Source organism: Kribbella sp. DT2, assembly GCF_049844575.1.
Classification (GTDB): domain Bacteria; phylum Actinomycetota; class Actinomycetes; order Propionibacteriales; family Kribbellaceae; genus Kribbella.
The window spans coordinates 165,034-185,042 of record NZ_JBNCLH010000002.1 but is presented as its reverse complement, the minus strand read 5'-3'; the positions used below and the strand labels follow the sequence as shown (position 1 = coordinate 185,042).

Sequence of the window (20,009 nt, the reverse complement as noted above, 5' to 3'; positions counted from 1 at the left end):
AGATGGTTAGATGAAAGCGCAGATCGTGTAACCTGTCAACATGGCCATGGGAGTTAGGCAATGACGACGGACGACCAACTGCTGCTCGACCTGCTGAACAGCACGCCGCTGATGGCGGGTGTCGAGCAGGACCGGCTGGAGGAGACCGCGGCCTGGGCGGAAGCGCTGGGCGCGGACGACCGGGCAACGCTGGTCGCAGCACGGTCGGCGCTGCAGAACGTCGTACGCGGTGAAGAGTCGCCGGCTGCCCTGGAGCCGTTCCTTCGCGGCGTCCGTCAGGTCCCGGCCATCACCGCCGACGGCGTCACCTGGACGCTCGAAGCACCACCAGCACGCCGTACGGCGATCCGCGCTGTGCTCGCCTGGAGCGAGTTGACCACGACCAGGCCCGGCCGGCTCCGCCCGTGCGAGAACGCCGAGTGCCACCTCTTCCTGCTCGACCGCAGCAAGGCGAATACGGCGCGCTGGTGCTCGATGTCCTCCTGCGGCAACCGCATGAAGGCCCGGCGGCACTACCAGGCGAAGACCCGCGGCTAGTACTAGAAGGGGTCGCTCGGGTCCTTCTTGACCCACCGGACCTCATCGAGCGTCACGAAACTCGAGCTGACGCTACTGCCGTTCCTCGCTCGGGCGTTCACCACGACCCGGCCGGTTGTCGGAGAGTTGTGACACGGGCTGGTCCCGAGGCTCACAGTCCTCCCGTCGGCCTTGTCGATGGAGAACTGGCACCACTCGCCGCGCTTCTTGAGACGCGCGGTGATCCACTGCTGTTCGACGTCCGCGAGCGGCACACCCACGGAACTCCCCGGGGTGCCCATCTTCACCTTCTTGACCCCGTTCTCCACCAGGTTGGCGACGAACAGGTCGAGTTCCTCCTCCACCGTGAACACCTCCGGCAGCATGGCCACGGTGAAGACGCCGACGGAGTCGGCCACGTTGCTGTGGATGTAGACATGCGCCGAGAAGTCTCCGGAACCACGCAACGTCGTCGTCGTTGCGGTCGTGCAGCGACCACCTTCGGCGGCGGTGGCGTTGGTGCGGTGGAACCCGATTCGCCACCTCTGCACGGTTCCGCCGTCAACGGGGTACCACAGGTCGGGTGACCTCGTCGTCGTGATGTCGGACCCGTACGAGTTCGGCCGCGCATCGTCGTACCGGCAACCGATCGTGTAGACGTTGCCGGACTCGTTCTTGAGGGTGACGTCGAACGCGTCCGGGTCGGCGACGGCAGCGCTCCCGTCCAGCGGATGCACGACGCTCCCTCCGAGCCCAACCGCACAGGCCAGGACTCCGACAGCGAAGGTACCCAACCTGCGCCTGATTCCTGTCATGGCTCTCCTTGAGGGTGCATCACTACTGCTCACGCCAGGTGTGTTCGATCGGAAGTACTAGGGGTGGTAGATGCTTTCGACGTGGCCCTTGAGGTCGTCGGGGTAGAAGTAGACGCGCCGCAGGTTGCCGCTGGCGTAGCGCTTGACCTGGTCGTCGAAGTGTTCCGACGCGGGATCGCCGCTGACGCCGCCGGCGGTCACGGCCCAGGCGCGGAGCTTCGGGCCGAACTCGACGACCGCGACGAAGCTGTTGCCGCTGGTGCCGTAGTAGCGCTTGGTTCCCGGGTAGCGCTTGGCACCGAACGAGGCCAGCGAACCCCACTGAGCTGAGGTGAACGGCACCGGACTGCTCGGCTTGCTGTCGTCGAACGTCTGCGTGATCGCCGCGTCGTTGCGCTGGAAGCGGTTGATCTGGCCCCACGGGACCTGCCAGCTGCCGAAGTCCTGGGTGAGGCGCAGCTGGGCTTCCTCGAGCGCGGTCAGTCGTTGCGCGTCGGTCGCCCGCTCGGCGAGGTAGTCCCACATCGACATTCCGGCGGCCTGAGCGGCCTGGGCCAGCGGCGCCCACAGCGCCTCGCCCCAGAAGACCGCCAGCGAAGTCGCCGTCGAGTCCGCGCCCCACCGGTAGTTCCAGCGGCGGAGCAGGCGGATCGGACCGGCGAGTTTCGCCTTCTGCGCTTGACGATCGGGCAGCTTGTCCCACGCCGCGACCAGCCCCGGTACGAGACGCGCGAACGCCGTCAAGTACGTGTCGAACGCCGCGTCGATCAGCTTCTCGGGGGTGAAGCGGCGCTCGGCGCTCAGCACGCGGATCGCCTGCGGGCCGCGCGGGTTCTCACCGGCCTGGTCGAAGTACTTCGGAAAGTCGGACGCCTTCGGGCTGTCGGCGCCGGCCGCGGTCCACGGCCAGTTGTTGGAGTTGAACGCCCAGCCGTTCTTCGGGTTCACCGCCTGCGGGAGGCTGCGCAGGCTGTGCTCGCCGCGCCAGTCGGTCGCCGGGTTGCTGCCGTCGACCGGCTTGCGGTAGTCGAACCGGTTGTTGCGGACCGGCATGAACTGCGGCATCAGGAACGCGATGTTGCCCCGCGAGTCGGCGAAGAGCGTGTTGTTCGAGCTGTTCGCCTTGAAGCCGGCGACGTCGATGAACTCCTGGTAGCTCCGCGCCTTGGTGCGCAGGAAGCTCTGCTGCAACGCCTCGACCGGCCGGTTCATCAGCGCGAAGGCGATCCACTTGCCGTCCGCCTCGCGGACGATCGGGCCGTGGTGCGTCGCGTACGTCGTGAACGCGCGCTGCGCCGTCCGGCCGTCGGACGTGCGGTAGGACAGCGTGATGCGCTTGGTCGTCACCGGGCGCAGCGCACCGCCGTGCCGGTACGAATGCTTGCCTCCGGCACCGGTCACGATCGTCTCGGCGAACTCGTCGACGTTGTCGACACCGCTCGAGGTGTGCATCCACCCGGCGTTCGGGTTGAAGCCCTGGTAGATGAAGAACTGGCCCCAGGTCGCGGCGCCGTACGCGTTCAGGCCCTCGTCGCTGGTGACGTGCTGCTCGGCGCGGAAGAAGAAGCTCGTGTGCGGGTTGATCAGCAGCAGCGCCCGGCCGTCGCGGGTGTGGCTCGGCGCGATCGCCATCCCGTTCGAGCCCTTGGGCTCCTTGAACAGCAGCCCACGTTCGTCGTCGGTCATCGGTACGTCGCGCATCCCGTAGAACGCCTCGAGCTGGCTGAGCGGCACGCGCTCGATGTCGCCACCGATGCTGCCCTCGGAGAAGCTCAGCGCCATCCACGGCTCGAACCGGGTGATCACCCGCGGCTTGACGTCGGGGTGCGTCGCGAGGAAGTAGTTCAGGCCGTCGGCCCAGGCGCGCATCAGGGTCCGCAACCAGGCCGGGCTTTTCGCGTAGTCGCGCTTCAGCACGTCGTGGTCGGCGAACAGCCGCTGCCGCAGGTCCTGCCAGATCGCGCTCTCTCCCTGCGCCTCGGCAAGCCGGCCGAGGCTGATCAGGTAGTTGTTCTCGATCCGGTTGAAGTCGTCCTCGGCCTGGGCGTACATCATCCCGAACACCGCGTCCGCGTCGGTCTTCCCGGCCACGTGCCCGACACCCCAGTCGTCGCGGGTGATCCGGATCCGGCGGGCCTGGTCCTGCCAGCGCGCTGTCTCGGTCCCGGCGTTCGCCGTACCGGCCGGCAGTCCGAGAGCTACCGCGCCGACCGCCGCGCCTCCCAGCACCAGGCGCCGACTGACTCCGTCGTTCTCCACGCGTCACTCCGTCGCTCTCGGGACCAGGACCGCAGCCACGCTAGATGCCGTCCGTGATGAACACAACACCTGACGTATACAACATTCAGACGGTGATTCCGGAAGTGGGATGTCCTGGTTCAGGCCTAGCATCGGGCCATGGACCAGGAGTTCAGCGGCGAGATCATCGAGTGGCGCGGGCCCGCGCCGTACTACTTCGTGCCCGTTCCCTCGCGGGAGAGTGCCGCACTGCGGGCGGCGGCCTCGACGGCGGGCTACAACAGCTGGGGCATGCTGCCGATCCGCGCCCGGCTCGGCAGTACGGAGTGGAAGACGTCGCTGTGGTCGAAGGACGGCGGCTACTGGCTCCCGCTGAAGGACGCGGTCCGCAAGCCCGAAGGACTGGACGCGGGCGACGCGGTGGACCTTCGGCTCACGTTCGACGCACCGGCCCGCCGACCCACGAAGGCCCGACGAGTTCCAGTCCCCCGTACGACGGGCTCACGCGAACCGGTCACCGACGAGCAGCTCACGATCGTTCCGGCCAACCAGGCGACCGCGGCGGACCTCGAGACGATCTTCGGTACGGGCGACCCGGCGCGCTGTTCGTGCCAGCGGTTCCGCATGCTGCCGAAGGAGTCCTGGGCCTCCGAAGGACCCGAGGAGCTCGCCGCCCGGCTGCGGGACCAGACGGCCTGCGGAAATCCTGAGGCCGAGGCGACGAGCGGGCTGATCGCGTACCTCGACGAAGGCGATCTGTTCCGAGGTGGTCGGGAGGCTCCGCGGGGTGAACCCGTCGGCTGGTGCGCCGTCGCCCCGCGAGCGGACCACCCGAGGCTGCGCCGCGACCACCGCGTGCCCTGGCTCGGGCGCGACGAGGACAAGGCCGACGGCACCGTCTGGGCGGTGACGTGCTTCGTCCCCCGCGCCGGCTATCGGCGCCGCGGCATCGGCGCCGCGCTCGCTCGCGCGACCGTCGGCTTCGCCCGTGATCGTGGCGCTCGCGCCATCGAGGGTTACCCGGACTTCGTGGACGGCGGATCCGTTGGCACGCTCGCCATGTTCACCGACGCCGGTTATGCCGAGGTGAGCCGGCCGGGGAACCGCCGGGCCGTCGTACGGATCGACTTCTAGGTCCGCAGGGCGCGTCGACCTCTACGCCCGCAGGGCACCGAGCATGCGGAACAAGGCCGAGGTCACGTCGTCCAGCGCACCCGGATCCTCGGTCTCGGCGAGCCAGAGCGCGGCCTCGTTCATCGCGCCGGAGAGCAGCCGGGCGAGCGGCGCGACCGGCTGACGACTGATCACGCCGGTCTCGACGAGCAGTTCCAGCGACTCGGCGAGGTGACTGGCCGACTGCGCGTCGTCGATCGCACGCCAGTCGCGCCAGCCGAGCACCGCGGGCCCGTCGATCAGCAGGATCCGCCGTACGGCGGGATCGGTGGCCGCGACGAGAAACGCGCGACAGCCTGCCGTCAGCTGGTCCCAGGGATCGCTCTCGGCATCGGCGGTCGCGGCGACCGTCGTACCGATCTCTTCGTGCACCTGCTCCAGCACCGCCCGGAAGAGGTCGGTCTTGCCTCCCTCGAAGTGGTGGTACAGCGCTCCCTTGGTGACGCCGGCCGCCGCAACCAGGTCGGCCAGTCCGACCGCGGCGTACCCGCGGGACGCGAACAGCCGCCGGCTCACCTCCAGCAGCACCGACCTGGTGCGTTCCCGTTGCTCTGCTCTGAGTCCCACGCCCGCCCGCTCCTCGATTGACATACCGATGGTACGCCACTAGCGTTTTCACATACCGTTGGTATGTCAATCGAGGAGTGCGCATGAACCTGTCCAGCTTCTACCCCGTCATCGCGACCGCGCGGCTGCGCGAGTCGCAGGACTTCTACACCCGGCTGTTCGGGTTCGAGACCGCCTTCGAGGCCGACTGGTACGTCAGCCTCAAGCGCCCCGGCTACGAGCTCGCCCTGCTCGACCCGACCCACCCGACCATCCCCGAGGGCTACCGCCGGCCGGTGCAGGGCCTGCTGCTCAACTTCGAGGTCGACGACGTCGACGCCGAGTGGCAGCGCCTGGTGATCGAGCAGGGCCTCGACCCCGAGCTCGCGATCCGCAGCGAGGACTTCGGCCAGCGCCACTTCATCGTCGCCGACCCCAGCGGCGTACTGATCGACGTCATCACCGAGATCCCCCCGACCGAGGAGTTCGCCCAGGCCTTCACCCAGTAACTGCTTCAGCTCGGCCGCCCCGCCAGACAGGCAGACTCCCGGTGTCGTCCATCGCCAGATCAGCCGCGGCGTTGGCGAGCAGAACCGTTGACTCGAGAGTGGGCAAGGGTGAACTGGAAGGCGGCAGGAGAAGGGGGAACTCGGTGCAGACGAGCGCCACCGCATCGCAGCCGTCGTCGGCGAGATCGGAGATGACGTCGGTGAAACGCCGGCGGGTGTCGTCGGTGAGAACGCCGTTGGTCAGTTCCTTGAACGTGAGGTCCTGAATCATGATCCTGGCCTCCTCGTCCGGTACTCGCGGAGCGATCCCGTGGTCAGCGAACGCTCTCGGGTACAGATCGGACTCCATGGTCCAGCGCGTGCCGAGGATGCCGACAGTTCGGTAACCGGCCGCGGCAACCTCCGCGGCCACCACCTCGGCGATGTGCAACCCCGGCCCAGCCCAGCCGGTCCGCCATCGCCTCGACGTCGGGGAGTGCCCGTTCGACCGGTCGCTCGAGGTGACCATGGCTGAGGCCGAGAGCGCCGTACGGGAAGGGCATATGGACCTTGCCGACCTCGATGCCGAGAACGCCGGTCTCACGGCGGACCAGCTGGTGAACAAGCTGCACAGCACCCGCGCGCAGTACGAGGATCTCGTGGTGACCCACGGAGACCTGTGTCTGGACACCATCATCGTCGACGGACTGACGGTCACTCTCATCGATGTCCCGCGGCTGGGCCGCGCCGATCGCCATCAGGACCTCGCCCTGCTGACCCGCGACCTGGCCGGGGTCTTCGCCGACCTGTTCACCGCCGACTGACAGCGAGGTCTTCCCCAGCAGCCGAGCCGGGTTCCAGCTACTTCAAGGGCCGGCTAGACGGCGAGCTCGAGGAGTGGGGCGGGGTCCTCGCCGATCGCGTCCCGCGCCTTGGCTCGGATGGCGCCGTCGATCTCCTGGCGCCTGTCCGGCTGGTCCAGCCAACTCTGCGCCAGAAGCCGCATCGCCTCGGCCATGGCCAGCGACGGTCCTTGGTTGGCGAGCCGCCAGGAGCCGTACCACCAGATGCAGTGAGCTGTGACGATCGGTGGGACCTGGTCCTGCACGACGCGCCCCAGGTACACCCGATCGGTCAAGTCGATCGCTCCGGAGACGTCGGCCGCCCCGCCCAACTCTTCGACCAGGGCATCGCGGAGCTCCACCAGGCCTGGATCATCGGGTTCGATCACCGCGATGTTCTGCCGCAGCGAGCCGGTAAGACCTCAGCTCAGATCGTGCGATCTCGGGAAGGGACTGCACGTCGGACTCGGGAAGCAAAGAGTCAGCCGCCTCGACGACCAGTGCCCGATGCCCGAGCCAACGACTGTCCGGCGGCTCAGGCATCTCGATCCGTACGCCGTGCCGCACTCTGAGTGCCCGCCCACAGCCTGCCTCCAAGTTCAACCACCACATGACACCAGTGTCAGGGCAACTCATCGGCAGAACCATCCGGGAAGACCCCTACTACTTTCGACACCTACGCCGATCGGACGGGTCCACTGTGTGGCACCTGACTTTGCCAACCAGGCGATCGGCCCCTAGATTCTCGTCCTAACTGCGATCGAGTCGCAGATAGACCTGGAGGATCCCGTGGGGTTGAGGCGAGCGGTGACCGCGGTGGCGGCACTTTGCACAGCGTCGGTACTGGCCGCGTGTACGGCGGGTGTCGACTCGGCGAGCACCACCGATGGAGGGGCGCCAAAGGAGCTGCGTCTGGCGATCGGTGGGGAGTCCGAGGACGGCTACGACCCGACGCTGGGGTGGGGCCGGTACGGCTCGCCGCTGTTCCAGTCGACATTGCTGGCCCGGGACCCCGACCTGAACGTGGTCAACGACCTGGCGACCAAGCACTCGGTCAGTGCCGACGGCAAGGTGTGGACGGTCGACCTGCGCACCGATGCGAAGTTCAGCGACGGGCGACCGGTCACGGCGGACGACGTCGCCTACACGTTCACCACCGCGAGCAAGAGCGGCGGTCTGACCGACGTCACCGCGCTGGCCAAGGCGGTTGCCGTCGACAAGGACACCGTCGAGCTGCACCTGACCCGTCCGCAGAGCACCTTCATCAACCGGCTGGTGTCGCTCGGCATCGTGCCGAAGCACGCCCACGGCAAAGACTACGCGCGCAAGCCGATCGGTTCCGGGCCGTTCACGCTGGTCCAGTGGGACGAAGGCCAGCAGCTGATCGTGCAGCGCAACGACAACTACTACGGCACCAGACCCGCGTTCGAGCGGGTGGTGTTCACCTTCACCGGCGAGGACGCGACCCTGGCGGCCGCCAAGGCCGGTCAGGTCTCGATGGCCGCCGTACCGTCCGGCCTGGCCAAGACCACCGTCAACGGGATGAAGCTCGTCCCGGTACGGTCGGTCGACAACCGCGGCATCCTGTTCCCGTACGTCGCGGACACCGGTCGGAAGTCGAAGGACGGGTTGCCGATCGGCAACACCGTGACCGCGGACCGGGCGATCCGGCAGGCGGTCAACCACGCCGTGAACCGGGACGCGCTCGTGGACGGCGTACTGGAAGGCTTCGGCTCCCCCGCGACCGGGCCGGTGGACGGCATGCCCTGGTACGAGCCGTCGTCGGCGATCCAGAGCAGCGACCCGGCCAAGGCGAAGGCACTGCTCGAGGCGGCCGGCTGGACCGACGGCAACGGCGACGGGATCCGCGAGCGCAACGGCGTCAAGGCGTCGTTCGACCTGCTCTACCCGGCCGACGACACCCTGCGGCAGGGGCTCGCGCTCAGCGTGGTGGACATGATCAAGCCGATCGGCGTACAGATCGTTGCCAAGGGCGTCAGCTGGGACGTGATCGACAAGCGCAAGCACGCCGACGCCATCCTGTTCGGCTGGGGCAGCCACGACCCGACCGAGATGTACAACCTGTACTCGTCCACGCAGGCCGGGACCGGGTACTGGAACGCCGGCTACTACGCGAACCCGACGGTGCAGAAGAACCTCGACGCGGCGCTCAGCGCGACCGACCAGAACCAGGCCACGAAGTACTGGAAGGCGGCGCAGCGCGACGCGAGCGGCACCGGCTTCGGACCGTCGGGTGACGCTGCCTGGGCCTGGCTGGTGAACCTCCAGCACACGTACTTCGTCAGCGACTGCCTCGACATCGGTCCACCGCGGATGGAGCCGCACGGGCACGGCTGGCCGGTGACGGCCGGCATCACCGGATGGCGCTGGAGTTGCTGAGCACGACCGAGGAACCCGTCGGCAGCGCGGTCCGCGGGCGTGGCCTGGCAGCGACGGTCGCCGGCCGCCTGGTCCGGCTCGGCCTGCTGCTCCTCGCCGTCGCGGTCGCGTCGTTCGCGTTGATGCTGGGCTCGCCGGTGGATCCGGTCGACGCGTACGTCGGGGCCGACATCGCCGCGATCGGCCCGGAGCAGCGGGCGCAGATCGCCGAGCGCTGGGGCCTGAACGATTCGCCGGTCGAGCGCTTCGCCACCTGGTTGTCCCACATCGTCCGCGGAGACCTCGGCCAGTCGCACACCTTCAACCAGCCCGTCGCCGACGTCATCGCCGGCAAGTTCCTCACCAGCCTCGCACTGATGGCCGTGGCGTGGAGCCTGTCCGGAGTGATCGGCTTCGGCCTCGGACTGATCGCCGGTCTGAAGCGCGGCCGGCTCGCCGATCGCGTGATCACCTGGTGGGCCTACACGCTGGCGTCCGCGCCGACGTTCTGGGTCGGGCTGCTGCTCCTGTACGCGTTCTCGGTCGCGTTGCAGTGGACACCGGTCTGCTGCGCCGTACCGGTCGGCCAGGTGGCGAGCGAGGTCAGCCTGCTCGATCGCCTGCACCACCTTCTGCTGCCCGCGGTCACGCTGAGCCTGGTCGGCATCGCGCCGATCGTGCTGCACACCCGGCAGGCGGTCGCCGTCGCGATGGCCAGCGACTACGTCGCCTTCGCCCGGGCCCAGGGCGAGACCACCACGGGGCTGGTGATTCATCGCGTACTACGCAACGCCGCCGGGCCGGCCCTGCTCCTGCAGTTCAGCGCGCTCGGTGAACTGTTCGGCGGCTCGCTGCTCGCCGAGCAGGTGTTCTCCTACCCCGGTCTCGGTGCCGCGACGACCGCTGCCGCGCTCGGCCAGGACGTGCCGCTCCTGCTCGGGATCGCCTTGTTCACCACGCTGTTCGTCTACACCGGCAACCAGCTCGGCGACCTCCTGCACCGCTGGCTCGACCCGAGGACCCGCCGGCTGGAGGCGGCCCGATGACCGATCTCGTTGCCGAGAGCAACCTCAGGCGGGGCGACCGGCGCCGCCGTACGATCGCGTACCTCGTGGTGTCCCTGGTCGTCGTCGTCGGAGTCGTTGTCTTCGGCACCCTCTCGGTCGACGCCGCCGGTACGACGCACCTGACCGACCGCAACCTCGGCCCGTCCTGGAACCACCTGTTCGGCACCGACCGGCTCGGCCGGGACCTGCTCGCGCGAGTCCTCTCCGGACTTCGCCTGAGCCTGGTCGTCGGCGTCAGTGCCGCCCTCGTGTCAGGTGTGCTCGCCCTGCTGATGGCCTGTGCCGCGGCTGTCGGCGGACGCCTCGTCGACCGGGCCGTCACGTGGCTCGTCGACCTCTTCCTCGCCCTCCCCCACCTGGTGCTGCTCATCCTGCTCGCCTTCGCGCTCGGTGGGGGAACCCGTGCGGTGATCATCGCTGTCGCCGTGACGCACTGGCCCACGCTCACCCGGGTGCTCCGGGGGCACGCACGGCAAGTGATGTCCTCGGACTACATCGCGGTCTCCCGTCAGCTCGGCCGGAGTCGCTGGTGGATCGCCCGCCGCCACGTCGCGCCACAACTGGTCGGGCACTTCCTGGTCGGCACGGTCCTGCTGTTCCCGCACGCGATCCTGCACGAAGCCGCGCTGTCGTTCCTCGGGCTCGGCGTGGACCCGGCCGAGCCGTCCATCGGTGTCCTGCTGGCCGAGTCGATGCGGTTCCTGTCCGCCGGCGTCTGGTGGCTCGCCGTACTGCCCGGCCTGTGCCTGCTCGTCGTCGTCAAACTCGTCGACGCCATCGGCGAGAACACCCGCGCCCTGCTCGACCCGAGGAGCCACCACCTGTGAGCCCACTCCTGAGCATCGAGCAACTGACCGTCTCGTTCACCCAGTACGAGCGGGGCCTGCGACGGCGCGAGATCGTCGCGCTGGCCGGCATGGCCCTGACGGCAGACCGCGGTCAGGTCGTCGCGCTCGTCGGCGCATCCGGCGCGGGCAAGACACTGCTCGCCCACGCCGTACTGGGAATGCTTCCACCGAACGCCACGCAGACCGGCCGGATCACGTACGACGGCCGGCCGGTCGACGCGACCACGCGCCGGCGCCTCGCCGGCCGTGACATCGTGCTGCTCCCCCAATCGGTCGACTACCTCGACCCGGTCGCCACGATCGGCCGCCAGGTACGCCGTTCGGCGCAGCTCGCCGGTCACGCCAACCCGAGGAGCGTCGCGACCACCGCCCTGGCCGAGCGTGGCCTCGGCGACGAAGTGCTGAAGCGCTACCCGCACGAACTGTCCGGCGGGATGATCCGCCGCGTCCTCGTCACGATGGCCACCATGGGCGACCCGCACCTGATCCTCGCCGACGAACCGACACCAGGGCTGCCGCAGGCCGACGTCACCGGGGTATTGCGGGAGTTCCGGACCCTGGCCGACGGCGGTCGCGCCGTCGTACTGATCACTCATGAGCTCCGCGGCGCGCTCGGGGTCGCCGACACCGTCGTCATCTGTCAGGACGGCCGAACCGTCGAGACCACGACGCCGTCCGCCTTCACCGAGGGCCGGCTGCGGCATCCCTACACCAAGGCGCTGTGGCAGGCCCTGCCCACGAACGGCTTCACTGTGCCCGAGGAGCAGCCGTGCTGACCGCCAAGGACCTTTGGTACCGGTACGACCGCCACACGCCGTGGGTCGTTCGCGGGACGTCACTGTCCATCGCCCCCGGCGAGATCGTCGGCCTCTGCGGGCCCAGCGGATCGGGCAAGAGCACCCTCGGACGCCTGCTCGCCGGCCTGCTCACAGCCGACCGCGGCGACATTTCGATCGAGGGCCAGCGGCGGACGGACGCGCACCCCGTCCAACTCGTCCTGCAGCATCCCGAACGGGCGATGAACCCGCACTGGCGGGTCCGCGACATCCTCGCCGAGTCCGGCGCCCCCCGCGCCGAGCTCGACGGCATCGACCCCGAACTCGTCCGCCCCGGCTGGCTCGACCGCTTCCCGCACGAGATCAGCGGCGGGGAGCTCCAACGCGTCAACCTCGCCCGCGCACTCCTGTCCCACCCCCGCTACGTCGTCGCCGACGAGATCAGCGCCAGCCTCGACGCCGTCACCCAGGCTCGCGTCTGGCACCTGCTCCTGGACCGGGCCCGGACCGAGGGCATCGGTGTCCTCGCCATCTCGCACGACAACGACCTGCTGGCCGCCGTCACCGACCGCACGATCGACCTCCACGCTGTGCGGTGAGATGCCTATGGCAAGAGCAAGAGAGGCCGGCGCCGAGGCGTCACAAGGTGGCCGAGGCGACGTTCCTTCCCTGGTCGTCCACGACGCGGAAGGCCGTGGCATCCGGGCGGAGTACGGCGGAGTTGAGGTTGCAGTGGAGTTCGCGAGCACCGGTGCCGATGAACTCGCCGGCCGGCGACGTACGACCGTCGGCGGTCACGACCACGACGCGGTAGGTGTGTCCGGCGGCGAAGCCCGTGGCTGCGAGTTTGATCTCCATCCCCCAGGTGTGCGGTACGACGTCGGCGGTGGAACGCACCCCCGGTACGGCGACGGCGACGGCCACCGGCTCGAGCGGGATCTCCGGCGGCTTGGGTGCGAGCTGGTAGCCCAGGCCGACTCCCCCGGCGCCGACGGCGATCAAGATGCCCGCGGCAATCAACAGCCGCCCGTAGGCACGACGGGACCGCGGCTCGTTGCTGATGGCATCGAGGATCGAGCCCTCCAACGAAGGCGGGGGCACGGGGACGGACTGCAAGCGATCCGGATCGACCAGTCGCAGCGGCCCGGCCAGCGGCTGGATCGACGCCAGCTCGGCCCGGCAGGCGGCACACCCGTCGAGGTGGGCCTGGAGCGCGGTCGCCTCGGCAGGCGTCAGCTGGCCGAGAGCGAAGGCACCGAGTGACTCCCTGACCGCTCTGTGCTCTTCGGGGTTCACAGTTCGACTCCCATCTCGTCCATCGCCAACCGCAGGGCCTTGAGTCCGTAGAAGACCCGGCTGCGCAGCGTTCCGACCGGAACTCCCTGCTCGGCCGCGACCTCGGCGTACGGGCGCCCGCGCAGGTACGTCTCCACCAGCGCGCTGCGCGCCTCCGGTCTGATGCGTTGCAGCGCCTCCTCGATCAGCCAGCCCGTGACGGTCGCATCATCCTCCCCCGCGGTCGACGGCCCGAGAGCAGTCAGTACGTCGAGCGGCTGCGGACTCGCGGGCCGCAACGACCGGCGACGCGCCTCGTCGATCACGACGTTGCGGGTGATCGCGAACAGCCAGACCCGCAGGCTGGCCAGCGACGGATCGTACCGGTCCGCCGCCCGCCAGGCCCTCAGGAACGTTTCCTGGACGACGTCCCGTGCAGCGCCCTCGTCGTCGAGCTGCCGCAACGCGTAGCGGTAGAGCTCGGCGCCGTGCTCCGCGTAGGCAGCCCGGATGCCGTCCTCGCGGCTGAGGTCGTGCACGGTCCTGGTCATCGCGCGGCGAAGGTCAGCCCGACCACTTCACCGAGCCCGAGCGCGAGCAGCGGCGTCGTGCGGCCGGTGCGCAGGTCGACCTTGACCAGTTTGGTGCCGGAGAGCAGCCCGGTGGACCGGACGGCCGCGATCGCGGTGTAGTTGCGCGCGTCGTACGAGCCTGCGGAGCGGCCGTCGATGTCGAAGCCGTTGACCGAGCTCACGTCCACGCCGAGGCGACCGACGGTGAACAGCTGACCGGTGTTGGGCGAGACGACCGGCGTACGGCCGGGCAGTGAGCCTTGGGTGACCAGCGTGTCCTTGCCGGCGTCCAGGGCGTAGAGCCCGGTGCTGGTCGCTCCGGCGAAGCTGTCGGTGTACGCCGACGCCGCGACGCGCGGCTTCGCGCTGCTCGTAGCGAAGGCCAGCGGGGTGTCCACACCGGCGACCGCTCCGGTGTCGGGGTGAAGCCGGATGTTGCGGCCGGCCTCGGTGACCAGCCGGATCCGGTCGACCGTCGGGTTGAAGTCGAAGCCGACCGCCGTACCGACCGCTCCGGCGGCGGGCGTGCCGACCGCGGTCGCGTGCCCGGTCCTGCCGTTCAGCTTGTACAGCTGCCCGGACTTGCCGACGGCGTACAACTCCTTCGTGGCCGGCCGGGTGTCGATCCCCACCAGGCGGTCACCGGACTTCAGCCCGCGGACCTTCACGCGGTGCTCGGTCAGCAGCGGCAACTTCGCGTCCCGCAGGCTCAGCGTGCCGTTGCTCTCCAGCAGGTACACCGACGCGCGCGACGACTTCGTCGTGGCGGCAGCAGGCTGTACGGCGACCAGCCCCGTGGTCGCGGCGAGCCCAAGCGAAACAAGTACGGCGGGCAACTTTCTCATCAGACAGCTCCTTGCTCGACGACAGTTCACCGGTGGGTACGGCGAACCGCCCGCCCGCGTTCATCGAGAAGGAGTTCGGTCTCACGACGGTCCCGGATGGGGACTCGAACGACTGAGGGGTCGGGCGTCCCTGAACCCTCGGTGCTTGCTCCGCGTGACCTGAGCTCTCGATCAGGCCTCCGCAGCAGTGGCTACGAAGTGGCTTCACGCTTGCGGTAGGCGGTGCTGGCTTCGGTGTACTTGAGCAGCAGCCGGGCGAACTGGAGTCGTTCGGTCTGTTCCCAGTCGGCGGTGATGCGCTCGAACGCTTCGCGCTGCTGACGTGCGAACTCGTCGCGCAGGGCTTGACCCTCGGGCGTGATCTCCAGGACCGTCCGCCGGCCGTCGGTCTGCGAGGCGGCCCGCAGCAGCAATCCCTGCTCGATGCAGTCCGACACCATGCGGCTGGCGACCGACGGGTCGACCTTGAGCTCCTCGGCGACGGCCCCCACCGTCATCTCGGCGGTTCCGTCGGCCACGACGTTGAGGATCAGGTTGCGGGAGAAGTCCTTGCGCCCGGTCGGTGCGTGCCTGCGCAACCGCGAGAAGGCAGGGCCGATGCCGTCCAGCAGGGTGTCCGCGTCCTTGTTCGAACCATTTTTTGACCTCACGGAGTCAGCGTAGGCGACCGGCCGAGGCCGCGCCATACATATGCATGCTGTCGTGCACATGTATGGTTCGTATCATATGAACGAGACACCGGCTGCGCTCGCCCCCGAGGGAGCCGTTCGCGAACCCGAGGAGAGCCAGCCATGACCAGCACGGCCATCATCAACGCGCGTGTTTTCGACGGCGAGCGCGTGCTGCCGCAGGACGTCGTCGTCATCGACGGCGCACGGATCGTCACCGTCGGCGGCGACGTACCCGAGGGTGCGGAGGTGGTCGACGCCCAGGGCGGAACGCTGCTGCCCGGCCTCTTCGACTCCCACGTCCACACCAGCGAAGAGGCACTGGCGCTGGCCCTGACGTTCGGAGTCACGACCCAGCTGGAGATGCAGGGCACCAACATCGGCGCCAAGCAGGCTGCGATCGGGGAGAACGACCGGGTCGCCGACGTGCGTTCCTCCGGTTTCGGCATCACTCCGCCCGGCGGACACCCCAGCGAACTGTTCCCCGAGGGCGCTCGCCCGCAAGGCGGCGGCCCGGGCGGTGGCGGGCGGCCGGGCGGTGGCGGTCCGGGCGGTGGCGGTCCGGCCGGCGAAGCGCCGTTGATGCCGTTCTCGACCACTCCCGAGGAGGCCGTCGCGTTCATCCCGCAACTGATCGAGCGCGGCTCCGACTACATCAAGTTCATGGTCGACGACGGCAGCGTCGAGGGACACCCCGGCCTTCCCATGCTCGACCAGGCCACCTTGAACGCCGGCGTCGCAGAGGCCAAGCGGCTCGGGAAGATGACCGTCGCCCACACCCTCACCGTGGACGCCACCCGAATGGCGATCGAGGCGGGCATCGACGGCCTGGTCCACCTGTTCATGGACCAGCCGCACACCGACGAGATCATCGCGCTGATCAAGGACGCCGGCGTGTTCGTCGTACCGTGCGTGGTCCTGAACGCCTCCATGATGGGCATCACCGGCGCCGCCCTGGCCGACGACCCGCGCGTCGCGTCCCGCCTGGACGAGGACTGGACGGTCACGTTGCGCAGCAGCTTCAACCACTATCCGCAGGGCAACCTGAAGGACGTGCTGGCCTCGGTCAAGGCGCTCCACGACGCCGAGGTCGACATCCTCTGCGGTACCGACGTTTCGGTGCCTTTCCCGTTCCTGGGCGGCCTGGCCCACGGCGCCAGCGTCCACCACGAGCTCCAGTACCTGGTCGAGGCCGGCCTCACCCCGCCGCAGGCACTGCGGACCGCGACCGTCACGCCCGCGAAGCGTTTCGGCCTGGACGACCGTGGCCGCATCGCCGAGGGCCTGCGCGCCGACCTGCTCCTGGTGGACGGCGACCCGACCACCACCATCTCCGACACCCTCAACACCCGCGCGATCTGGCGCCGCGGCGCCCGGCTCGCCACCACCTGACACCACAGCGAGCTCCCAGCGGGGCCAGCAGGTACGACCAGGGGGCCGGTTCGCGCCGGCCCTCTGCTTATTGATGCCTGGAGCAACAACTCCTCGTCGGCGCACCATCTTGTGGCGGCCATCTCCGTCACTCGGTGCCCGAGCTTCGGCGCGCAGGCACTGCTCGATCTGCTGGACGAGCCGCAAAGCCGCCCCGGGTCAGCTCCAGCTCGGTTGTCCGCGCCGCAAGGTCCCGACATGGTGCGAACGGTCGACGAGATGGGTGATGTCGGACAGCGGGTCCGCGTCGAGCAGCAGCGCGTCGGCGACCGCGCCGACGGTGATGGTTCCGGCCCCCGCGCCCTCACCGATCTTTCCGGCCGCGTGGCGCGTGGCCGCGGCCAGGACCGCGGGCAACGGCAGACCCGCCTTGGCGAGAAGCCACAGCTCCCGCAGCAAGGCCGGCGGAGGCGAGGGAAGCAGCAGAGCGATGTCGCTGCCCGCGACGATCTTCACCCCGGCTTCGTGCGTCAGTGCCAGCGTCTCCATGGCGTAGTCGAACCGGATGCGGGACTCCTCCGCGGAGTGCCGGGGGAACGCACGGCCGTAGAACGGGCGGGCGGCGACCTGCACGGCTCCGGCCGCAGTGGCGAAACCGTCGTCGACCAGCTCCTGCAGATAGGCGTCCTCACCGTTGCGTGCGAGCTGTTCCCAGGTGACGAGCGTCGGGCAGAAGTAGGTGCCGGTATCGGCGAGCAGCGCCGCTACGTCCACAGCCTCCGCGGTACTGCTCGGCTCATCGGGCAGGAACGCGTGCTCGATGCCGTCCGCGCCGGCCTCCACCGCCTCGACCAGTTCGGTGCGGTGGTGAACGTGGACGAGGACCTTCTTGCCTTTCTCGTGGGCGGCCGCGATGACGGCTTTCAGCGCGTCGAAGGGCAGCTTGTCCGGTGCGTCCGGCTCACCGTCGTAGATGCACTTGAGGAAGTCCACCTGATCCGCCAGCGCCAGAGCCTGGCGGTAGGCCTCGTCGGCGTTGTCGGTCTGGTAGGCGAGGGAGGCTCGTTCCGCACTGTCCATGACCGGCCACCCCTGGATCCCGGTGAAGACCGGCCCCGCGAAGAACAGCTCGGCCGCCGGGTCGGTCGCCTTCGCGCGGAACTCACGGACGCCGAGCTCGAGGTCGAGCGGGCCCCCGAGGTCGACGACGCTGGTGACCCCGACCGCCAGGAAGTCCGCCAGTTGCCGGGAGACGACTCCAAGACGCTCGCCCTCGGGCCTCAGGGTGGCCTGCCCGGTGAGATGAGTGTGGCTCTCCCACAGGCCGGGGACCAGGTAGCCGCCACGACCGTCGATCACCGGACCGTCGTCGACGGCTCGATCGATCGATCCCGCCGGGCGGACGGCGCTGAACCGCCCGCCGGTCACAGCGACCTCCGCGCCGGCCAGTGGATCAGCGTCCGTGCCGTCGATGACGGTCACGTTGTGGATGCGCATGCCGTACCTCCACCTCGAGTTCAGGGAAACAACATAGGTACCTATTCAATATTCTATAGGAGCCTATACGCTGTTGGGCGTGAGGGATCTCCGCTTCCACTCGACGCCCGCCGCGCTGATCAACATCGCCGCCCGGGTGTTCACCCGACTCAACGACCGCCGGCTCCGCCCGCTGGGCCTGACCTTCGCGCAGGTGCCCGTACTGGCCGCGCTCGGCGAGGGCGACGCGCTCTCGCAGAAGCAGCTCGTGGCGGTGGCCCGCATCGAGCAGCCCTCGATGGCCCAGCTCCTGGCCCGCATGGAGCGAGACGGCCTGATTCGACGATCACCCTCCCCGGACGACGGCCGGGTCAGCCTGATCTCCTTGACCGAGTCAGGGCTGGCAGAAGTCCCGCACGTACGCTCGGCGCTGTTCCTCACCAACGATCAGGCACTGAGAGGCTTCAGCGACCGCGAGATCCAGCTCCTGCTCGACCTCCTCGGTCGGCTGGTCACCAACCTGGACGAAGACCTCGCCACCAGCACCACGGAGGTCGGCCACCAGCACTCTTGACTACCCGACGTGCGGGCTGGTGACGAGGATTCCGTTGAGGAGCGTCTCGAAGCTCCAGCGGCGGCGTTCGGCCGGCGTACCGGAGACGAGATTGGCGGCTTGGGCGCTCACGTGCGGGTGCACCTCGCCGGCAGCTCCGGACAGGGCCTGGCGGAGTTGGTCCCACTCCCGTTCCGCATTGCTGTCCTCGCCGCGGGCGGAGTGCTCCGCCGCAGAGGCAGTGGCGGTCAGCAGCAGGATGTCGACGCCCCATGCGGCCTGAAGATCGGGTACGGCGCCCTCGGCGAGCAAGGCCAGCAGAGCTTCGAGCAGGGCCAAGTAGTTCTCGCCCGCCGGGCGTGCGGTGAGTGCCGACTGGGCGAGCGCCGGGTGGGCGAAGAGGACCTCCTCGTAGCTGGCCAGTACGGCGTCCAACCGCTCGCGCCAGTCAGCCCCAGCACGGGCCACCTGCAGATCGACGCGGCCCAGGAGTCGATCCAGGATCGCCGCGTGCAGCTCAGCGGTGTTGGCGACGTACACGTACAGCGAGGCCGGTCCGGTGTCCAGCGCCTGAGCAAGACGGCGCATGGTGACGCGCTGCAGGCCCTCGTGCTCCATCAGCGCGACAGCGGTGTCGACGATGCCCTCACGGGTGAGGGCCGGCTTGGCGGGACGCTCGCGGCGGCTCTGCGGGGTAGGCACGCCACGAGCATACGGGCGAACATGTTCGGCGCGAACGTGTTCGGATCAGCTCGGTGAAACGTCCGGTTCTCCAGCGCCGACGATCCCCGCCAGCAGCACGTCGAAAGCCCAGGCGTGCGGGGCGGCCGGGGTGCCGGACAAGAGCCGCTTCGGTGAACGCCTCCAGGCTCAGCGGCAGCTTGGCCGGCCGCGTCCAGCAGACCGCCGGCGAAGGATCGAGCGCTGGTGACGCCACCGGTCACCTGCCGTCAGCAGCCCGCGACCTCTACGTCCAGGAAGTCGCCCACGCCACCCACCTCATCTTCCTGACCGGTGTGTGCATCGCCCTGGTCGCGCTCGCCGCCGCCGCGTTCATCGAAGAGACACCGCTTCGCGGCAAGCCCGCCGCGCCCGCGCCGGTCACGCCCTGACCCCCACCGCCTTCAGGAGCTGAAATGACAAAGATCGCCATCATTCTCGGAAGCACCCGCACCGGACGGGCCGGCGCCGCAGTCGCCGACTGAGTGCTGGAGCAGGCGCCGAGTACAACTACTCCTCTCCCGGCGTTCTCAAGAACGCTCTGGACCGTGTGTACGCCGAGTGGAACAACAAGGCCGTCGGTGTGGTCTCCTACGGCATCGACGGCGGAGTCCGTGCCGTCGATGCACTGCGACCGGTCTTCAGCGCTCTGCAGCTCGCGCACGTCCCCGCCCCGGTCGCCTTGAACCTCCGCACCGACTTCAGCGACTTCGGCGCCTTCTTCTCCCCCGGCGAACATCAGGACCAAGCCCTGACGGTCCTTCTCGACCGCCTGCTGTCCTTGACCACCGCCCTGACCCACGTCCGCGGCACCGTCCCCGCGGTCGCTTCCTGAATGATG

General features: G+C 69.1%; 24 protein-coding genes. 13 read left to right on the top strand and 11 right to left on the bottom strand.

Annotated features, from left to right (window positions below):
• Positions 1-60: 60 nt before the first annotated feature.
• Complete coding sequence (locus ACLQ2O_RS09700; protein WP_425829476.1) at positions 61-537, top strand: CGNR zinc finger domain-containing protein; 477 nt, start codon at positions 61-63, stop codon at positions 535-537.
• A gap of 2 nt (positions 538-539) precedes the next feature.
• Here the strand turns inward: ACLQ2O_RS09700 and ACLQ2O_RS09695 are convergent, their stop codons facing one another.
• Positions 540-1,253 carry a hypothetical protein gene (locus ACLQ2O_RS09695; protein ID WP_425829474.1) on the bottom strand — a complete coding sequence of 238 codons (714 nt, stop codon included), beginning with the start codon at positions 1,251-1,253 and terminating at the stop codon, positions 540-542.
• 135 nt (positions 1,254-1,388) lie between these two features.
• The gene (locus ACLQ2O_RS09690) at positions 1,389-3,590 is read right to left on the bottom strand and encodes a penicillin acylase family protein (RefSeq protein WP_425829472.1); all 2,202 of its coding nucleotides are present in this window, start codon (positions 3,588-3,590) and stop codon (positions 1,389-1,391) included.
• A gap of 138 nt (positions 3,591-3,728) precedes the next feature.
• On the opposite strand from ACLQ2O_RS09690, the gene ACLQ2O_RS09685 reads away from it, so the two are divergent.
• The gene (locus ACLQ2O_RS09685) at positions 3,729-4,703 is read left to right on the top strand and encodes a GNAT family N-acetyltransferase (RefSeq protein WP_425829470.1); all 975 of its coding nucleotides are present in this window, start codon (positions 3,729-3,731) and stop codon (positions 4,701-4,703) included.
• A gap of 21 nt (positions 4,704-4,724) precedes the next feature.
• On the opposite strand, the gene ACLQ2O_RS09680 is transcribed toward ACLQ2O_RS09685, so the two are convergent.
• The gene (locus ACLQ2O_RS09680; RefSeq protein WP_425829468.1) at positions 4,725-5,309 is read right to left on the bottom strand and encodes a TetR/AcrR family transcriptional regulator; all 585 of its coding nucleotides are present in this window, start codon (positions 5,307-5,309) and stop codon (positions 4,725-4,727) included.
• An 83-nt stretch (positions 5,310-5,392) separates the two neighbouring features.
• Between ACLQ2O_RS09680 and ACLQ2O_RS09675 the strand changes: the two genes are divergently transcribed.
• Positions 5,393-5,797, top strand: a complete 405-nt coding sequence (locus ACLQ2O_RS09675; protein ID WP_425829466.1) for a VOC family protein — start codon at positions 5,393-5,395, stop codon at positions 5,795-5,797.
• Here the strand turns inward: ACLQ2O_RS09675 and ACLQ2O_RS09670 are convergent.
• Positions 5,787-6,305, bottom strand: coding sequence for an aspartate/glutamate racemase family protein (locus ACLQ2O_RS09670; RefSeq protein WP_425829464.1), 519 nt, complete (start codon positions 6,303-6,305; stop codon positions 5,787-5,789). The genes ACLQ2O_RS09675 and ACLQ2O_RS09670 overlap by 11 nt on opposite strands.
• Here ACLQ2O_RS09670 and ACLQ2O_RS09665 point away from each other — a divergent pair.
• The gene (locus ACLQ2O_RS09665) at positions 6,304-6,600 is read left to right on the top strand and encodes a phosphotransferase (protein ID WP_425829462.1); all 297 of its coding nucleotides are present in this window, start codon (positions 6,304-6,306) and stop codon (positions 6,598-6,600) included. The two genes, ACLQ2O_RS09670 and ACLQ2O_RS09665, sit on opposite strands and share 2 nt — an antisense overlap.
• Positions 6,601-6,653: 53 nt before the next feature.
• On the opposite strand, the gene ACLQ2O_RS09660 is transcribed toward ACLQ2O_RS09665, so the two are convergent.
• Complete coding sequence (locus tag ACLQ2O_RS09660) at positions 6,654-7,007, bottom strand: hypothetical protein (protein WP_425829460.1); 354 nt, start codon at positions 7,005-7,007, stop codon at positions 6,654-6,656.
• A gap of 400 nt (positions 7,008-7,407) precedes the next feature.
• Here ACLQ2O_RS09660 and ACLQ2O_RS09655 point away from each other — a divergent pair, with 400 nt between their 5' ends.
• The 5 genes from ACLQ2O_RS09655 to ACLQ2O_RS09635 are packed head-to-tail and all read left to right on the top strand — an operon-like array spanning position 7,408 to position 12,287.
• A complete protein-coding gene (locus ACLQ2O_RS09655; protein WP_425829458.1) occupies positions 7,408-9,018 on the top strand; it encodes an ABC transporter substrate-binding protein in 1,611 nt (536 codons plus the stop codon).
• The gene (locus ACLQ2O_RS09650; protein ID WP_425829456.1) at positions 9,000-10,043 is read left to right on the top strand and encodes an ABC transporter permease; all 1,044 of its coding nucleotides are present in this window, start codon (positions 9,000-9,002) and stop codon (positions 10,041-10,043) included. Before ACLQ2O_RS09655 ends, ACLQ2O_RS09650 begins: the two co-directional genes overlap by 19 nt.
• Entirely contained in the window at positions 10,040-10,891 is an 852-nt protein-coding gene (locus tag ACLQ2O_RS09645; RefSeq protein WP_425829454.1) for an ABC transporter permease, read from the top strand. Before ACLQ2O_RS09650 ends, ACLQ2O_RS09645 begins: the two co-directional genes overlap by 4 nt.
• Positions 10,888-11,688, top strand: coding sequence for an ATP-binding cassette domain-containing protein (locus tag ACLQ2O_RS09640; protein ID WP_425829452.1), 801 nt, complete (start codon positions 10,888-10,890; stop codon positions 11,686-11,688). Before ACLQ2O_RS09645 ends, ACLQ2O_RS09640 begins: the two co-directional genes overlap by 4 nt.
• The gene (locus ACLQ2O_RS09635; protein WP_425829450.1) at positions 11,682-12,287 is read left to right on the top strand and encodes an ABC transporter ATP-binding protein; all 606 of its coding nucleotides are present in this window, start codon (positions 11,682-11,684) and stop codon (positions 12,285-12,287) included. Before ACLQ2O_RS09640 ends, ACLQ2O_RS09635 begins: the two co-directional genes overlap by 7 nt.
• Before the next feature lie 40 nt (positions 12,288-12,327).
• Here the strand turns inward: ACLQ2O_RS09635 and ACLQ2O_RS09630 are convergent, their stop codons facing one another.
• The 4 genes from ACLQ2O_RS09630 to ACLQ2O_RS09615 form a co-directional block, all read right to left on the bottom strand.
• Complete coding sequence (locus ACLQ2O_RS09630) at positions 12,328-12,984, bottom strand: zf-HC2 domain-containing protein (RefSeq protein WP_425829448.1); 657 nt, start codon at positions 12,982-12,984, stop codon at positions 12,328-12,330.
• Positions 12,981-13,514 (bottom strand): sigma-70 family RNA polymerase sigma factor, encoded by a 534-nt coding sequence (locus ACLQ2O_RS09625; RefSeq protein ID WP_425829446.1) that lies wholly within the window; start codon positions 13,512-13,514, stop codon positions 12,981-12,983. The genes ACLQ2O_RS09630 and ACLQ2O_RS09625 overlap by 4 nt, the downstream gene beginning before the upstream one ends.
• Complete coding sequence (locus ACLQ2O_RS09620) at positions 13,511-14,380, bottom strand: DUF4394 domain-containing protein (protein WP_425829444.1); 870 nt, start codon at positions 14,378-14,380, stop codon at positions 13,511-13,513. The genes ACLQ2O_RS09625 and ACLQ2O_RS09620 overlap by 4 nt, the downstream gene beginning before the upstream one ends.
• Positions 14,381-14,571: 191 nt before the next feature.
• Positions 14,572-15,030: a MarR family winged helix-turn-helix transcriptional regulator gene (locus ACLQ2O_RS09615; protein ID WP_425829442.1), complete on the bottom strand. Its 459-nt coding sequence runs from the start codon at positions 15,028-15,030 to the stop codon at positions 14,572-14,574.
• A gap of 141 nt (positions 15,031-15,171) precedes the next feature.
• Here ACLQ2O_RS09615 and ACLQ2O_RS09610 point away from each other — a divergent pair, with 141 nt between their 5' ends.
• The gene (locus tag ACLQ2O_RS09610) at positions 15,172-16,440 is read left to right on the top strand and encodes an amidohydrolase family protein (RefSeq protein ID WP_425829440.1); all 1,269 of its coding nucleotides are present in this window, start codon (positions 15,172-15,174) and stop codon (positions 16,438-16,440) included.
• 198 nt (positions 16,441-16,638) lie between these two features.
• Here ACLQ2O_RS09610 and ACLQ2O_RS09605 read toward each other — a convergent pair whose 3' ends face one another.
• Positions 16,639-17,916 (bottom strand): amidohydrolase family protein, encoded by a 1,278-nt coding sequence (locus ACLQ2O_RS09605; RefSeq protein ID WP_425829438.1) that lies wholly within the window; start codon positions 17,914-17,916, stop codon positions 16,639-16,641.
• A gap of 79 nt (positions 17,917-17,995) precedes the next feature.
• Between ACLQ2O_RS09605 and ACLQ2O_RS09600 the strand changes: the two genes are divergently transcribed.
• Positions 17,996-18,469 carry a MarR family winged helix-turn-helix transcriptional regulator gene (locus tag ACLQ2O_RS09600; RefSeq protein WP_425829436.1) on the top strand — a complete coding sequence of 158 codons (474 nt, stop codon included), beginning with the start codon at positions 17,996-17,998 and terminating at the stop codon, positions 18,467-18,469.
• Here ACLQ2O_RS09600 and ACLQ2O_RS09595 read toward each other — a convergent pair whose 3' ends face one another.
• On the bottom strand, positions 18,470-19,150 hold the full coding sequence (locus ACLQ2O_RS09595; RefSeq protein WP_425829434.1) for a TetR/AcrR family transcriptional regulator: 681 nt from the start codon (positions 19,148-19,150) through the stop codon (positions 18,470-18,472).
• Between the two features lie 152 nt (positions 19,151-19,302).
• Between ACLQ2O_RS09595 and ACLQ2O_RS09590 the strand changes: the two genes are divergently transcribed.
• Together ACLQ2O_RS09590 and ACLQ2O_RS09585 are read left to right on the top strand one after the other, a co-directional pair.
• Positions 19,303-19,560, top strand: a complete 258-nt coding sequence (locus tag ACLQ2O_RS09590) for a hypothetical protein (RefSeq protein WP_425829432.1) — start codon at positions 19,303-19,305, stop codon at positions 19,558-19,560.
• Positions 19,561-19,718: 158 nt separating this feature from the next.
• Positions 19,719-20,003, top strand: coding sequence for an NADPH-dependent FMN reductase (locus tag ACLQ2O_RS09585; RefSeq protein ID WP_425829430.1), 285 nt, complete (start codon positions 19,719-19,721; stop codon positions 20,001-20,003).
• Positions 20,004-20,009 lie beyond the last annotated feature (6 nt).

What these genes read in the sequence shown, in the direction of transcription:
- ACLQ2O_RS09700 (WP_425829476.1), top strand. Translation starts at nt 61, where the DNA reads ATGACGACGGACGACCAACTGCTGCTCGACCTGCTGAACAGCACGCCG.
- ACLQ2O_RS09685 (WP_425829470.1), top strand. Translation starts at nt 3,729, where the DNA reads ATGGACCAGGAGTTCAGCGGCGAGATCATCGAGTGGCGCGGGCCCGCG.
- ACLQ2O_RS09675 (WP_425829466.1), top strand. Translation starts at nt 5,393, where the DNA reads ATGAACCTGTCCAGCTTCTACCCCGTCATCGCGACCGCGCGGCTGCGC.
- ACLQ2O_RS09665 (WP_425829462.1), top strand. Translation starts at nt 6,304, where the DNA reads ATGGCTGAGGCCGAGAGCGCCGTACGGGAAGGGCATATGGACCTTGCC.
- ACLQ2O_RS09670 (WP_425829464.1), bottom strand. Translation starts at nt 6,305, where the DNA reads ATGGTCACCTCGAGCGACCGGTCGAACGGGCACTCCCCGACGTCGAGG.
- ACLQ2O_RS09650 (WP_425829456.1), top strand. Translation starts at nt 9,000, where the DNA reads ATGGCGCTGGAGTTGCTGAGCACGACCGAGGAACCCGTCGGCAGCGCG.
- ACLQ2O_RS09645 (WP_425829454.1), top strand. Translation starts at nt 10,040, where the DNA reads ATGACCGATCTCGTTGCCGAGAGCAACCTCAGGCGGGGCGACCGGCGC.
- ACLQ2O_RS09625 (WP_425829446.1), bottom strand. Translation starts at nt 13,514, where the DNA reads ATGACCAGGACCGTGCACGACCTCAGCCGCGAGGACGGCATCCGGGCT.
- ACLQ2O_RS09620 (WP_425829444.1), bottom strand. Translation starts at nt 14,380, where the DNA reads ATGAGAAAGTTGCCCGCCGTACTTGTTTCGCTTGGGCTCGCCGCGACC.
- ACLQ2O_RS09610 (WP_425829440.1), top strand. Translation starts at nt 15,172, where the DNA reads ATGACCAGCACGGCCATCATCAACGCGCGTGTTTTCGACGGCGAGCGC.
- ACLQ2O_RS09605 (WP_425829438.1), bottom strand. Translation starts at nt 17,916, where the DNA reads ATGCGCATCCACAACGTGACCGTCATCGACGGCACGGACGCTGATCCA.